This is a genomic window from Leisingera sp. S2M4 (genome assembly GCF_055398055.1).
Genome location: NZ_AP040861.1, coordinates 1,942,690 through 1,955,787 on the forward strand (window position 1 = coordinate 1,942,690; position 13,098 = coordinate 1,955,787).

At 66.8% G+C, this 13,098-nt stretch carries 13 protein-coding genes; 4 read left to right on the forward strand and 9 right to left on the reverse strand.

Going from position 1 to position 13,098, the window contains the following annotated elements; genetic code table 11:
- Positions 1 to 9 precede the first annotated feature (9 nt).
- Positions 10 to 951: an MBL fold metallo-hydrolase gene (locus ACZ52D_RS09465; protein ID WP_464441156.1), complete on the reverse strand. Its 942-nt coding sequence runs from the start codon at positions 949 to 951 to the stop codon at positions 10 to 12.
- A gap of 284 nt (positions 952 to 1,235) precedes the next feature.
- Here ACZ52D_RS09465 and gltX point away from each other — a divergent pair, with 284 nt between their 5' ends.
- The gene (gene gltX, locus ACZ52D_RS09470; RefSeq protein ID WP_464441157.1) at positions 1,236 to 2,561 is read left to right on the forward strand and encodes a glutamate--tRNA ligase; all 1,326 of its coding nucleotides are present in this window, start codon (positions 1,236 to 1,238) and stop codon (positions 2,559 to 2,561) included.
- Positions 2,562 to 2,809: 248 nt separating this feature from the next.
- Here the strand turns inward: gltX and ACZ52D_RS09475 are convergent, their stop codons facing one another.
- Both ACZ52D_RS09475 and ACZ52D_RS09480 read right to left on the reverse strand, forming a co-directional pair.
- The gene (locus ACZ52D_RS09475; protein WP_464441158.1) at positions 2,810 to 4,003 is read right to left on the reverse strand and encodes a DUF2254 domain-containing protein; all 1,194 of its coding nucleotides are present in this window, start codon (positions 4,001 to 4,003) and stop codon (positions 2,810 to 2,812) included.
- The gene (locus tag ACZ52D_RS09480; protein WP_464441159.1) at positions 4,000 to 4,572 is read right to left on the reverse strand and encodes a gamma-glutamylcyclotransferase family protein; all 573 of its coding nucleotides are present in this window, start codon (positions 4,570 to 4,572) and stop codon (positions 4,000 to 4,002) included. Before ACZ52D_RS09480 ends, ACZ52D_RS09475 begins: the two co-directional genes overlap by 4 nt.
- 98 nt (positions 4,573 to 4,670) lie before the next feature.
- On the opposite strand from ACZ52D_RS09480, the gene ACZ52D_RS09485 reads away from it, so the two are divergent.
- Positions 4,671 to 5,120, forward strand: coding sequence for an RrF2 family transcriptional regulator (locus tag ACZ52D_RS09485; RefSeq protein ID WP_464441160.1), 450 nt, complete (start codon positions 4,671 to 4,673; stop codon positions 5,118 to 5,120).
- Positions 5,121 to 5,146: 26 nt separating this feature from the next.
- Here the strand turns inward: ACZ52D_RS09485 and ACZ52D_RS09490 are convergent, their stop codons facing one another.
- Both ACZ52D_RS09490 and ACZ52D_RS09495 read right to left on the reverse strand, forming a co-directional pair.
- Positions 5,147 to 7,672, reverse strand: coding sequence for an ABC transporter permease (locus ACZ52D_RS09490; protein WP_464441161.1), 2,526 nt, complete (start codon positions 7,670 to 7,672; stop codon positions 5,147 to 5,149).
- Entirely contained in the window at positions 7,669 to 8,373 is a 705-nt protein-coding gene (locus tag ACZ52D_RS09495; protein ID WP_369925067.1) for an ABC transporter ATP-binding protein, read from the reverse strand. Before ACZ52D_RS09495 ends, ACZ52D_RS09490 begins: the two co-directional genes overlap by 4 nt.
- Positions 8,374 to 8,422: 49 nt before the next feature.
- On the opposite strand from ACZ52D_RS09495, the gene ACZ52D_RS09500 reads away from it, so the two are divergent.
- Entirely contained in the window at positions 8,423 to 9,064 is a 642-nt protein-coding gene (locus tag ACZ52D_RS09500) for an arylesterase (RefSeq protein WP_464441162.1), read from the forward strand.
- 60 nt (positions 9,065 to 9,124) lie between these two features.
- Here the strand turns inward: ACZ52D_RS09500 and ACZ52D_RS09505 are convergent, their stop codons facing one another.
- Together ACZ52D_RS09505 and ACZ52D_RS09510 are read right to left on the reverse strand one after the other, a co-directional pair.
- Entirely contained in the window at positions 9,125 to 9,334 is a 210-nt protein-coding gene (locus ACZ52D_RS09505) for a cold-shock protein (RefSeq protein ID WP_222456450.1), read from the reverse strand.
- A gap of 227 nt (positions 9,335 to 9,561) precedes the next feature.
- Positions 9,562 to 10,128 (reverse strand): L,D-transpeptidase family protein, encoded by a 567-nt coding sequence (locus tag ACZ52D_RS09510; RefSeq protein ID WP_464441163.1) that lies wholly within the window; start codon positions 10,126 to 10,128, stop codon positions 9,562 to 9,564.
- A gap of 206 nt (positions 10,129 to 10,334) precedes the next feature.
- Here ACZ52D_RS09510 and trxC point away from each other — a divergent pair, with 206 nt between their 5' ends.
- The gene (gene trxC / locus ACZ52D_RS09515) at positions 10,335 to 10,760 is read left to right on the forward strand and encodes a thioredoxin TrxC (protein ID WP_464443128.1); all 426 of its coding nucleotides are present in this window, start codon (positions 10,335 to 10,337) and stop codon (positions 10,758 to 10,760) included.
- 141 nt (positions 10,761 to 10,901) lie between these two features.
- Here trxC and ACZ52D_RS09520 read toward each other — a convergent pair whose 3' ends face one another.
- Together ACZ52D_RS09520 and ettA are read right to left on the reverse strand one after the other, a co-directional pair.
- The gene (locus ACZ52D_RS09520; protein ID WP_464441164.1) at positions 10,902 to 11,120 is read right to left on the reverse strand and encodes a hypothetical protein; all 219 of its coding nucleotides are present in this window, start codon (positions 11,118 to 11,120) and stop codon (positions 10,902 to 10,904) included.
- Positions 11,121 to 11,378: 258 nt separating this feature from the next.
- Positions 11,379 to 13,034: an energy-dependent translational throttle protein EttA gene (gene ettA / locus ACZ52D_RS09525; protein ID WP_222456454.1), complete on the reverse strand. Its 1,656-nt coding sequence runs from the start codon at positions 13,032 to 13,034 to the stop codon at positions 11,379 to 11,381.
- Between the last annotated feature and the right edge of the window lie 64 nt (positions 13,035 to 13,098).

Genomic DNA, 13,098 nt, shown 5'->3' on the forward strand with positions numbered 1-13,098 from the left:
GGTAGGGGTCTACCCCATCAGTTGATAGCTGACCGGCACGTAACGGAACCCGTCACCGCGGGTCTCGACGAAACCGGCGGCGGGGAAGGGCATGTGGTAGCCAATCATCGGCACCCGATCCGCGGCCAGCATGCGCAACACCTGCCGCCGCGACTGGGTGGCGGCGGGTTTGTCGGCGTCAAAGCTCACCGCCCAGTCCGGATTCGCAAAGCTCCAGACATAGTGGTTGGCCAGGTCCGCGGTCAGCATCAGTTGCCGCCCGCCGCTGTCCAGCATGAAGCACATGTGCCCGGGCGTGTGACCGTGGCTTGCCACGGCAGTGATGCCGGAGGCGACCCGGGCACCATCCTCGATGAAGGTGGTGCGTTCCGTCAGTGGCGTGACATTCTGCGCCACGAGATCGCCGACGCGGTGGCCGGGGTCCATCGCCGACCAGAAATTGTACTCGGTCGCCCCCATGACGTATCGGGCATTGGGGAAGGTCGGCGCACCACCCGTCATCAGCCCGCCGATATGGTCGGGATGCATGTGGGTAATCACCACCACGTCGATGGCCTCGGGTGTCACCCCCGCCGCTGCCAGGGCGCGCGGCAGCCCCCCCTGGCCGAGGCCGGTGTCAAACAGCACCAGCTCGCCGCCAGTTTCCACCAGCGTGGGCGTGAAATAGAATTGTGCGGCCTCAGACGAGATGAAGTTCTCCTCGGAAACCTTGCGGAACTCCTCTTCGCTGACATTGCCGCCAAAAATCTCCTTCGGGCCTTCGCGCAGGGCCGTGGCGTCCAGCAACGTGGTGACCGGCATCTCGCCCAAGGTGAAGGTGCGCGCGATCGGCATTGCGGCACCGGCGTCGTCTTGCGGCTCTGAGCCCGCCAGGACAGGTGTCGCGGCACCGGCGAGGGGGAGGGTGGCCGCGCCGGTCAGAGCCGCGCGCCGGGTCATTGAGACAGTCATGGCAGGTCCTCTCTTGTGGGTCGATCAGGCCTATCCTAGGCCAGTTGCCGTGCAATTCTTCAAACATTCGCGTGAACGGCGCGGCGGATGCGCCTCCGACGCCGGTCCCGGATTGTGATGCGCTCGGGCAAAAACGGGTGCGACCGCCTCCGGCTGCGTGCGGTCATCCTGACGGGCGGCGCACCACAGCCTGCCTGCGCTTCTGCGGTGCGGGGGGGGGGCCTTGCGTGAAACTGGACAATTGCCTGCCCATGTGACAAGCCAGCGGCAACAGGAGACATGTGATGACCACCACCCGTTTTGCCCCGTCGCCGACCGGCTATATCCACGTCGGCAACCTGCGCACCGCGCTGATGAACTACCTGATCGCCCGCAAGGCGGGCGGCACCTTCATCCTGCGCATCGACGACACCGACCCCGAGCGGTCGAAGGAAGAATACGTCGATGCCATCAAGGAAGACCTGGAATGGCTGGGTCTGACCTGGGACAAGGTGGAGCGCCAGTCCGAACGGCTGGATCGCTACCATGAGGCCGCGGACCGCCTGCGCGAGATCGGCCGCTTCTACGAGGCGTTCGAGACCCCGACCGAACTCGACCTGAAGCGCAAGAAACAGCTCAACATGGGCAAGCCGCCGGTCTATGACCGCGCCGCCCTGAACCTCTCCGACGATGAGAAGGCCGCCCTGCGCGCCGAGCGCGGCGACGGCGTCTGGCGCTTCAAGCTCGACCATGAGCGGATCGAATGGACCGACGGCATCCTCGGCGACATCTCGATCGATGCGGCCTCGGTCTCCGACCCGGTGCTGATCCGGGGCGACGGGCAGTTCCTGTACACGCTGGCGTCGGTCGTCGATGACACCGAGATGGGCGTGACCAACGTGGTGCGTGGCTCGGACCACGTGACCAACACTGCCACCCAGATCCAGATCATCGAGGCGCTCGGCGGCACCGTGCCGTCCTTTGCGCATCACTCGCTGCTGACCGGCCCGCAGGGCGAGGCGCTGTCCAAGCGTCTGGGCACCCTGGCGCTGCGTGACCTGCGCGAGGCGGGTGTGCAGCCGATGGCGCTGTTGTCGCTGATGGCGCGGCTGGGGTCGTCCGATCCGGTCGAGCTGCGCTCGGACATGGCCGAGCTGATCGAGGGCTTCGACATCACCCGCTTCGGCGCCGCGCCGACCAAGTTCGACGTCGAGGATCTCTACCCGCTGACCGCCCGCTACCTGCAGTCGCTGCCGCTCGAGGCGGTGCAGTCCCACGTGGACGCGCTGGGCGTGCCGGCAGAGAAACAGGCGGCCTTCTGGGACATGGCCAAGGAAAACATCACCACGCTGAAGGACCTGGCCGGCTGGTGGCAGCTGTGCCGCGACGGCGCCGAGCCGCTGGTGGCCGATGAGGACAAGGAGTTCATCGCCGAGGCCATGGCGATGCTGCCCGAAGGCCCCTATGACGCCGACAGCTGGGGCAAGTGGACGGCTGAGGTCAAGGCCGCGACCGGCCGCAAGGGCAAGGGCCTGTTCATGCCGCTGCGCAAGGCGGTGACCGGCATGGAGCGCGGCCCCGACATGTCGGCGCTGCTGGCGCTGATGGAAAAGGTTCGTGCCCGCGGCTGAGGAGGCCAAAAGCGTTGAAACAACCCGGGGCGGTGCCAGCAGGCGCCGCCCTTTTTCGTGCCGCTGAATGGTGCTGCGGAGATCTCCCGCCCGCCGCAGCTGCATCAGAGATGCCGCCGCTGCAGTTGGGCATGGCACCGCCTCCCCCGCGGGGGAGGCGGTGCCATGCCCAACGGTGAGGGCGCATGAGTTTCATGCGCGCAAACGGGCGGGAGCCTCTCGCAGCAGCTCCGGGGTGTGGCCGTGGGTCAGCCCCAACGGCCGTCGTGCACCTCCTCGCACATCTTTCTGGCGGCCTTGGCCATTGCCGGGTTGGGATGGCTGGCCAGCGCGTCCAGTGACTTTTCCATCCAGCGCATCACCGAGGGCGAGTCGCTGCCGCAGCGGGCGATTGGCGGGAAGGCGCAGTGCAGCAGGTGCCCGGCGGTGACCGGCGGCACGCTGACATGGGGATAGGTCGGCTTGCGGGTGTCGCTGGTCTCATCCGCGGGCATGTTCTCCCACAGCAGCCGCTCCAGTCGGCCCATCACCTCCACCGCGGTGCCGGGATCGTTGACGCCGGGCGACAACGCGCGTTGCGCGGTTTCCGCCAGCAGCAGCAGGCCGAATGACGGATCCTGATCGAAACTGCGCACGTCGCCGATGTCGATGGCAGCCGAGGCGGCCTTGCAGAACTCATTGTCGCCACCGGTTGCCCAGGCCACGGGCTGACCGCGCAGGATGTAGTCCCCCGGTGCCCGCGTCAGGGTGATCTCGACCCCGGTGTCCTTTGCCAGCTCGTTCAGCCGCGCGAGGCCGATGAAGCGGACAAACCCGCTTTTGGCGGCGGGGATCTCGACCGCGTCTTCCGGTCTGTCCGCATTTTCGGCGCAACGCCCGCCGAGGCAGGGCTTGTCCAACCGGTCGCGCAGGCTGTCGCGGGTGCGGCGTTCGATCAGGCGCAGGGTGTGGTCCATGCTGCCAAGACTCGACAGGTGATCGATCCAGCGCAGGATGGCGCCGACGATCAGCACCACCACGATGACGGTCAGGCCAAAGACCACCAGCGCGCCCTCCGGCGTGAAATAGCGCGCGCGGAACAGGATCACCGCGGTGAGCGAATAGATGAAGCCGCTGACGAAGGTCGCCAGCACCCGGTGGGTGACCGTGTCCTCCAGCAGCAGCCGGTAGACCCGCGGCGTCGCCATCGAGGCGGCGGTGCGGTAGGCGCTGACCATGACGTTGAGCGAGAAGGTGGTCACCGCCAGCATGCCCGAGGCGAGGATCGTCAGCACCGGCAGCACCGCCTCGCGGCCGAAATCCTCGCTGACGCTGCCGGGCAGCAGCGGTTTTGCCAGGGGGGCAAGGAGCAGCGCCAGCAGCGAGGCCAGCGAAATCACGACAACCCTGAACCAGAGCTGCCTGGCAATCCGGCCCAGGTGCAAAAGCGCCTTTTCGATCATGCCTCCAACGCTATCCGCCGGGCGCCGGTTCTGTCGACCAGTTTGTCGAACAGGGCGCGCTCTGCCGCGGCGATCGGCTGGTGGCGCGGGTAGCGCGGCGCGGCGCGGTCGTCCAGAATGGGCGCATCCCAGCCGTCGGTGGTGGCGATGAAACCTTGCACGCCGGCCTCGCCGAACTGCTGCAGGTAGCCCTGCAGCACCACGTCCAGGTAGCTGAGCAGGATCGGGTGTTTCCGGGCCGCCTTGCGGTGGTGCGCGGCGGGCACCGCGTAGACCGACACGTCCGGCGCGCCGTCCAGATCATGGGTCACCCGGTCGGCGGCCGCCAGGCGCTCATAGGCGAATTCGCGCGCGTCCAGTGCCGCCCAGTCGGCCCCCGGCACCTGTGCGATCAGCCCGTCGATCTCGCTGGCGTCGCAGGGCACCGCCGACAGAATCGCAACGTCGCTCAGGTCGGTATGAACCCAGGCCCGCCGCCAGCCCCGCAGCCGCGCCGTCCGCGCGCCGCCATAGCTGTGCGTTGCGGTGTTCACCAGGCTGCCATAGCCAAAGAAATAGGGGGCCGTCATGCACTGTGCCTTTCTGCGCCTTGTCTGATTGATGTATGTCAAACCGGTTTTTGCGCCCCTATGCAATAACCGATGCAGCACAGCTGCGGGAGCCACCCATGCGCATCACCAAAAGGACCAACATCGCCGTCAGGCTGCTGATGTATTGCGCCGCCCATGCGGAGCGGCTGGTCACCAAGGCCGAGATCGCAGAGTGCTGCAATATCTCGGAGAACCACCTGGCGCAGGTCATCAACCAGCTCAGCCAGCTGGGCTATCTCAGCACCCAGCGTGGCCGCAACGGCGGGATGAGCCTGGCGCGATCGCCCGCGCAGATCCGCATCGGGGATGTGTTTCGCGACGTGGAGGGCAATCTGCCGATGGTCGAATGCTTCGCCGATGCCGACAACACCTGCCCGCTGACGGATGCCTGCCGACTGAAGACAGCCCTGGCCGATGCGGCGCAGGCGTTTTATGCGTCGCTCGATGACATCTCGCTGGAGGCGCTGGTCTGTGACAACCATGACCTGCTGCGGATCCTGCAACCGATGGCCTGCAGCGCCCGGTGACGGGGAAGCGCCTAATTCCGCCTGGCCTATTCGCGGGCGCGCAGGATGCGGGCGGGTTTCGCCGCCAGTGGGCGCAGCGCAAAGATCAGCCCGGCCAGCAGCGTTGTCAGCACCCCGCCGGAAATTACCAGGATCGCGTTGGGCCAGATCACCGCATAGGAGGTCTCGAACACATAGGCGTTGATCGCCCAGGCGCCGCCGATCCCCGCCGCCAGCGCCACCAGCCCGGCCGCCGCGCCCAGAAGGGCAGAGCGCAGCGCAAAGCTGGCCAGGATCTGCCGCCGCGGCGCGCCCAGCGTCTTCAGCAGGGCCGCCTCGTAGCGTCGCGCAGGCTCACCCGCGGCGGCGGTCCCCAGCAGCACCAGAAAGCCGGTCAGCAGCGTCGCCGCCGCGCCATAGGCGGTGGCGGCGGCCAGCTGTTTCAGGATGTCGGCAACCCGGTCCAGCGCATCGCGCACCCGGATCGCGGTGATATTGGGCATCTCGCGGGCCAGATCGCGCAGGATGGCGGCCTCGGCCTGTTCCTCGGCATAGACGGTGGCGATGAAACTGTGCGGCGCGCCCGCCAGCGCGGCCTCGTTCAGCACCATCACGAAGCCCATGCCCGCGGTCGAGAAGTCGACATTGCGCAGGCTGGTGATAGTGCCGGTGATGTCGCGGCCCAGGATGTTCAGCGTCAGCGTGTCGCCAAGGCTCAGCCCCAGCTCCTCGGCCTCTTCGGCGGCAAAGCTGATCTGCGGCGGCCCGCTGTAGTCCTCGGGCCACCATGTGCCGGCGGTGACGGTGGTGTTCGCGGGCTGGGCCGCGGCATAGGTGATGCCGCGGTCGCCGCGCACCACCCAGTGATCTCCGGCAACCTCGGTTGCGGGCTGGCCGTTGATCCGGGTCAGCACGCCGCGCAGCATCGGCGCGTTTTCCACCCGCGTCACCGCGGGGTCATTCTCGACCCGCGCCAGAAAGCCCGGCATCTGTTCGCGCTGGATGTCGACAAAGAAATAGCTGGGCGCCACATCGGGCAGGTTGCCCGCGATGGCGCGGCGCATGTTGCCGTCGATCTGGCCGATTGCCGCCAGCACCGTCAGCCCCAGCCCCAGCGCCAGCACCGCGGGTACCGCGCCGTCACGCGCGCTTCCGATGGAGGACAGCGCCCATCGCAGCGCAGGGTACCCGCGCGCAGGCTGGGCGCCGCGCCGCGCCAGGTAGCCGATGCCAAGCGCTGCGATCAGCAGCACCACCAGCGCCCCCATCAGCCCGCCCGCGGTCCACAGCGTCAGCTGCGCCGAGCCGCTGAACCAGGCTGCCAGCCCGACCAGCAGCCCCAGCGCCAGCGCGGTCGCCAGCAGGTAGCGTGGCGCAGGCAGGCGGGTGTGGCTGGCAAAGGCATCTCGGAACAGGGAGGCCGCGCGGATCCGCTCGGCCCGTGCCAGCGGCCACAGGGCAAAGACAAAGGCGGTCAGCAGGCCATAGAGTGCCGCCTCGGCCAGCGCCGAAGGGTAGATCGAAAACACCGCCGGGAACGGCAGCTGGGCGGCGATCAGCGGCCCCAGCAGGACAGGCCCCAGCCCGCCCAGCCCCAGCCCGATGGCAACGCCGAGCAGCGCCAGCGCGCCGATTTGCAGGAAATAGGTCAGAAAGATCACCTGCCGCTCGGCGCCGAGAGTGCGCAGAGTGGCGATGGTGCCGGTCTTGGTCGCAAGATAGGCGCGCACCGCCGCCGAGACCCCGACGCCGCCCACGGCCAGCCCGGACAGGCCGACCAGCACCAGGAACGCACCCAGGCGCTCCACGAAATTGGTGATCCCCGGCGCGCCGTTGCGCGCATCGCGCCAGCGCAGGCCGGTGCTTTCAAACCGCGCCTCGGCATCCGCCTGCAACGCGTCCAGATCATGCCCAGCGGGCAGGTCCATGCGGTACTTGGTGTCAAACAACGTGCCGGGCTGCAGCAGGCCGGAGGCGTCCAGATCGGCTGTCCGCACCATCGTGCGCGGTCCCAGCTCAAAGCCAGAGGCGGCGGCATCCGGCTCCAGCGCGATCAGCGCCGTCAGCCGGAACTCCTGCGTGCCGAGGCGGAAGCTGTCGCCCGGCGCCAGCCCCAGCCGGTCGGCCAGCACCCGGTCCATCACCGCGCCGGGCAGACCCTGTGCGCCGTCCAGCGCCGCTGCCAGCGGCATCGGCGGGGTCAGCTGCATCTCGCCCTTCAGCGGATAGAGGTCATCCACCGCCTTCACCTGCGTCAGCCCGCGTTCCTCGCCCACCACGGCCATGGAACGAAACTCGGCAATCTCGGAATAGCGCTCGGCGTTCTGCTCCAGCCAGGCGCGCTCGTCCTCGGTGGCAAACCGATAGGTGAAGTTCAGCTCGGCATCGCCGCCCAGAATGGTAGCGCCCTCGCGCGACAGGCCGGTCTCGATCGACGCGCGGATCGAGCCGATGGCGGCAATCACCGCCACCCCCAGCGCAAGACAGGCCAGAAAGATGCGAAATCCCTTCAGCCCGCCGCGCAGCTCACGCAGGGCAAAGCGCCAGGCAAGGCGCAGGCTGGCAGCGCTCATTCCGCCGCCTCGCGCGCAGCGGCCTCGTCGATGCGCCCGTCGCGCAGCCGCACCACCCGGTCGCAGCGCGCCGCCAGTTCCGGCGCATGGGTCACCATCACCAGCGTCGCGCCGTAGCGGTCGCGCAGCCCGAACAGCAGGTCCATCACCGCCGCGCCGTTGGCCTCGTCGAGGTTGCCGGTAGGCTCATCCGCCAGGAGGATCGCCGGCCGCGGCGCCAGGGCCCGCGCCAATGCGACACGCTGCTGCTCGCCGCCCGACATCTGCGCCGGGAAATGGTCCGCCCGATGGCCGAGTCCCACGGCCTCCAGCTCAGCCCGCGCGCGCTCAAAGGCGTCGCGCTCGCCCGCCAGCTCCAGCGGGGTGGCGACGTTTTCCAGCGCCGTCATCGTCGGGATCAGGTGAAAGCTCTGGAACACCACGCCCATGTTGTTGCGGCGGAACCGCGCCAGCGCGTCCTCGTCCATCGCGGTCAGGTCCTGTCCCAGCGCGCGGATCTGGCCGCCGGTGGCCTGCTCCAGCCCCCCCATCAGCATCAGGAGCGACGATTTGCCGGAACCGGACGGGCCGACCAGCCCCAGCGTCTCCCCCGGTTTGACCTCCAGCGAGATCCCATGCAGGATTTCCACCGGGCCGGTATTGCTATTCAGCGTCAAACACGCATCTAACAGATGGAGAACGGGGCTGTTGGTGTCTGTCATCGGGCCTGCCTGTTTGAAACCATCTATCGGATATGGAGTTTCTGCGGCGATGCGCAAGATACTGGCACTGTTATGTTTGATGCTGTTGTCCGGGGCCGCGTCGGCGGAGGCGCTGCGGATCACCGTTTTCGGCGATAGCCTGGTGCAGGGCTACGGGCTGCCGCAGGGCCAGGGTCTGGTGCCGCAGCTGGAGCGCTGGCTGAACGAGAACGGCGCCGAGGTGCAGCTGCAGAATGCGGGCGTGTCGGGCGACACCACCGCGGGCGGCGCGGCGCGGGTCGCATGGACCCTCTCGGACAAGCCCGACGGGCTGATCGTGCTGCTGGGCGGTAACGACATGCTGCGCGGCCTGCCCCCGGCCGAGACCCGTGCCAATCTGGCCAGCATTCTGCAGACGGCCAGCGACAGCGGTATCGAAACCCTGCTGGTCGGCATGGTCGCGCCGGGCAACTACGGGCCGGACTACAAGGCCGAGTTCGATTCGAACTACCCGGATCTGGCCCGCCGGTTCGATGCGCTGCTGCACCCTGACGCGTTTGCGGGCATTGCCGACAAGGTGGCGGGCGACATCGCGGCGGCGCAGGTCTATTTCCAGCCCGATGGCATTCACCCCAACGAGGAAGGCGTGGCGCTGAACGTGGCGGCGCTGGGGCCTGCCGCGCTGGAGCTGGTGGCGCGGATCCGAAACTGAAAACAGCCCCGGCGGGCGGGGCTGTCGAATGTCTGTTCTGGTGCCGTCAGGGCGGGCCGGTCAGGACACCAGCGCCAGATCCACTGCGGATTCACGGCCGTCACGTCCTTCGCGCAGCTCGTAGCTCACTTTCTGATTGTCAGCCAGGCCGGTCAGGCCAGAGCGTTCAACCGCGGAAATGTGGACAAAGATGTCCTTGCCGCCATCATCGGGTGCAATAAAGCCGTAGCCTTTGGTGGTGTTGAACCATTTGACGGTGCCAGTGGCCATCGTCTGTACTCCTAAGTCGTCTCAATTCTCTGCCCGCGCATGCGGCAGCTCGGCAATGTTTGCAAATGCTCATGACCATGCCTGTGGGGTACAGTGATGCCAGTTGCGTAACGTCGCCATGACACAATTGAGGATGACAGCCCCTTCGTGCAAGAAAAATACGGAGGCTCAGGCACAAACCGGCGCAAACCAGCACACTTGCGGCCGTCCGAAGGCGCCTGAGCGGCCTACAGAACCGTGACGACGGTCCCCAGCGGCACCCGGTTGTACAGGTCCACGACGTGCTCGTTCAGCATGCGGATGCACCCGTTGGAAACGGAATGGCCAATCGTCTGCGGCTGGTTGGTGCCGTGAATGCGGAAATAGGTGTCCACCCCGTTCTGATAGAGATACAGCGCCCGTGCCCCCAGTGGATTGTCCGGGCCGCCGGGCTGGATGTAGTCGTTGTCCACGAATTTCGCGTAGGCGCGCGGGTCGCGTTCGATCATCTCGGGGGTGGGGCGCCAGCTGGGCCATTCGCGCTTGCGCTCGATGACCGCCTGGCCGGTGAATTCCAGCCCGGCCTTGCCGACGCCGACGCCATAGCGGATCGCCTTGCGCGGAGCGGTCACGAAATACAGGTAGTAGGAGCGGGGCAGCACCAGGATCTGGCCCGGTTCGAACTGCTTCTTGATCCGCACCTCCTGCGGCACAGGGTCGAATGGCTCCGGGTCGCGGGTGCGGGCAAGCGCGGGCAGGGGAAGCAGCGCGGTGACGGCAGCGGCGGTGGTCAGCAAGTCGCGGCGAGAAAGCATGGTGAGGGTCCAGATCTTTTGTTGCCTGTGGCGGGTATCTTCCGGTGCCGGACGACATGGGTCAACCACCCCTCTCCGAGCCGGCTGCAGACCTGATGCCTCTCTGCCACCCGCGGGGTGGCTGCCGGTTGCCCGTGGCAAAGCCTCTTTCGGGGGGCGGCCGTGGGGGCGTATGTCTGCGGCAGATGACCGACGGAGGAGCTGCCATGGGCGCCAAGACGCTGACCTGCCTGAGCTGCGCGCAATTGAATCGCCTGCCCGCGGACAAACCCGCCACCGCGGCCAAGTGCGGCACTTGCGGCGCGGCGCTGTTGCCGCGCGGGCCGGTGGACGTGGGCCCGGCCGTGCTGCAGAAGGCGATCCGTCACGACGAGCTGCCCTTGCTGGTGGATTTCTGGGCACCCTGGTGTGGCCCCTGTCGCGCGATGGCGCCTGAATTTGCCAAGGCGGCAAAGACGCTGGCGGGCCAGGCCCGGCTGGTCAAGCTGAACACGCAGGATCACCAGTCCACCGGTGCCCGTTACCGGGTGCGCGGCATTCCCACTTTGGTTGCCTTTGCACGGGGCAAAGAGCAGAAGCGCCAGTCCGGGGCGCTGCGGCAGGGGCAGATTCTGGCGTGGTTCCGGGGGTAACACCCCGACGTCGCATCCCAGTGATCGCCGGACGGTTTGGCGCTCCACAGGTCAGGCGGGGTAGGTGCCGATACGGGGCAGGGACTGCCGGGCGGCGATAACAATCACCGCAGCAGGCGCGACAGATCGCGATATGGCAGGTCAGGCCGGGGCGATTTCACCGTGGGAAGCAAAGCGGCGCGGGGTCGGTCCGCCGGGGGTGTTCCGCAGCAGCACAGCAATCACGAGCAGGGTCACGACCGTGCCGGTCGCCGGATACATCAGCAAGCTCAGCCACAAGGGCATCCCGGCAGCGGTATAGCCGAGAATCGTGGCGAAGATCCCCGCGACCATTCCGATGATGATGCCTGCCCAAGCCATGATGCCTCCTGTTCACTGCACTGGCCGGGTCAGCATAACCCGGCGTCCGGTAGTGATCTCAAGGAAATCTTGCGCGAGATTTGGTTCAAATTTGGTTAATTTTGTGAATTGTGTCGCTGTCCGGTCGACCCGCGGTCGGCGGATGCCCGCCCCCTGGCCTGAAAAAACGTCAGCGGCTGGTGCCCCCGGCTGCGTGAATAAACAGGGAAGCCGCAAAGAAAGATGCGGCCCGCGAGGGGCCGCATCGACAGGCTTGGGTCAGCGCACGAACTTCTTGTGCTTCAGACGCTTGGGCTCCAGTGCGTCGGGACCGAGGCGGCGCTTCTTGTCCTCCTCGTAGTCCTCGAAGTTGCCCTCGAACCATTCGACATGGGCATCGCCCTCGAAGGCCAGGATGTGGGTACAGATCCGGTCGAGGAAGAAGCGGTCGTGCGAGATCACCACGGCGCAGCCGGCGAAATCGACCAGCGCGTCTTCCAGTGCGCGCAGGGTCTCGACGTCGAGGTCGTTGGTCGGTTCGTCGAGCAGCAGCACGTTGCCGCCTTCCTTCAGCAGCCGCGCCATGTGGACGCGGTTGCGCTCACCGCCGGACAGCAGCGAAAGCTTCTTCTGCTGGTCGCCACCCTTGAAGTTGAAGGACGAGCAATAGGCGCGGGAGTTGACTTGCGCGTCACCCAGTTCGATGATCTCGGCCCCGCCGGAGATCGCCTCCCACACGGTGTCATTGTCGTTCAGATCGTCACGCGACTGGTCGACGTAGGACAGCTTCACGGTGTCGCCGTACTCAACAGTGCCCTCGTCGGGCTGCTCTTGGCCGGTCAGCATCTTGAATAGGGTCGATTTACCGGCGCCGTTGGGGCCGATCACGCCAACGATGCCGCCTGGCGGCAGCGAGAAGGACAGGTTCTCGATCAGCTGCTTGTCGCCATAGTGCTTGGACAGGCCGTTCACCTCGATCACCTTGGAGCCGAGGCGCGGGCCGTTCGGGATCACGATCTGGGCGCGGCCGACCTTTTCGCGCTCGGACTGGCTGGCCAGCTCGTTGTAGGCCTGGATACGGGCCTTGGATTTCGCCTGGCGGGCTTTCTGGCCCTGGCGCATCCATTCCAGTTCGCGTTCCAGCGTCTTCTGCTTGGCCTTGTCCTCGCGGGCTTCCTGCTCCAGCCGCTTGGCCTTCTGCTCCAGCCAGCTGGAGTAGTTGCCCTCGTAGGGGATGCCGCGGCCGCGGTCGAGCTCGAGGATCCAGCCGGTGATGTCATCCAGGAAGTAACGGTCGTGGGTGACACACAGGATGGTGCCCTTGTAGTCGATCAGGTGCTGCTGAAGCCAGGCGATGGTTTCCGCATCGAGGTGGTTGGTCGGTTCGTCGAGCAGCAGCATGTCGGGCGCTTCGAGCAGCAGCTTGCACAGCGCCACGCGGCGGCGCTCACCACCCGACAGGTTGGCGGGCATCGCATCATCCGGCGGGCAGCGCAGCGCTTCCATCGACACGTCCACCTGGCTGTCCAGGTCCCAGAGGTTCTGGGCGTCGATCTCGTCCTGCAGCTTGGCCATCTCCTCGGCGGTCTCGTCCGAGTAGTTCATCGCCAGCTCGTTGTAGCGGTCGAGGATGTCCTTCTTGGCCTGCACGCCCAGCATGACGTTTTCGCGCACGGTCAGGTTTTCATCCAGCTGCGGCTCCTGCGGCAGGTAGCCGACCTTGGCGCCCTCGGCGGCCCAGGCCTCGCCGGTGTAGTCCTTGTCGAGACCGGCCATGATCTTCATCAGGGTCGACTTACCGGCGCCGTTGACGCCGACAACACCGATCTTCACGCCGGGCAGGAAGGACAGGTGAATGTTTTCAAAGCATTTCTTGCCACCGGGGTAGGTCTTGGAGACCCCCTGCATGTGGTAGACGTACTGGTAGGAAGCCATGTGATCGCTCCGTTAAGGGGGAAATTCGCTGGCGGGAGTGATAGCGGATGGGCGACGGCGGGGC

Coding starts and splice junctions, on each gene's coding strand:
- ACZ52D_RS09505 (WP_222456450.1), bottom strand. CDS start 9,334: ATGGCCACTGGCACCGTCAAATGGTTCAACACCACCAAAGGCTACGGC.
- ACZ52D_RS09495 (WP_369925067.1), bottom strand. CDS start 8,373: ATGACAGACACCAACAGCCCCGTTCTCCATCTGTTAGATGCGTGTTTG.
- ACZ52D_RS09490 (WP_464441161.1), bottom strand. CDS start 7,672: ATGAGCGCTGCCAGCCTGCGCCTTGCCTGGCGCTTTGCCCTGCGTGAG.
- ettA (WP_222456454.1), bottom strand. CDS start 13,034: ATGGCTTCCTACCAGTACGTCTACCACATGCAGGGGGTCTCCAAGACC.
- trxC (WP_464443128.1), top strand. CDS start 10,335: ATGGGCGCCAAGACGCTGACCTGCCTGAGCTGCGCGCAATTGAATCGC.
- ACZ52D_RS09510 (WP_464441163.1), bottom strand. CDS start 10,128: ATGCTTTCTCGCCGCGACTTGCTGACCACCGCCGCTGCCGTCACCGCG.
- gltX (WP_464441157.1), top strand. CDS start 1,236: ATGACCACCACCCGTTTTGCCCCGTCGCCGACCGGCTATATCCACGTC.
- ACZ52D_RS09520 (WP_464441164.1), bottom strand. CDS start 11,120: ATGGCTTGGGCAGGCATCATCATCGGAATGGTCGCGGGGATCTTCGCC.
- ACZ52D_RS09485 (WP_464441160.1), top strand. CDS start 4,671: ATGCGCATCACCAAAAGGACCAACATCGCCGTCAGGCTGCTGATGTAT.
- ACZ52D_RS09475 (WP_464441158.1), bottom strand. CDS start 4,003: ATGATCGAAAAGGCGCTTTTGCACCTGGGCCGGATTGCCAGGCAGCTC.
- ACZ52D_RS09465 (WP_464441156.1), bottom strand. CDS start 951: ATGACTGTCTCAATGACCCGGCGCGCGGCTCTGACCGGCGCGGCCACC.
- ACZ52D_RS09500 (WP_464441162.1), top strand. CDS start 8,423: ATGCGCAAGATACTGGCACTGTTATGTTTGATGCTGTTGTCCGGGGCC.
- ACZ52D_RS09480 (WP_464441159.1), bottom strand. CDS start 4,572: ATGACGGCCCCCTATTTCTTTGGCTATGGCAGCCTGGTGAACACCGCA.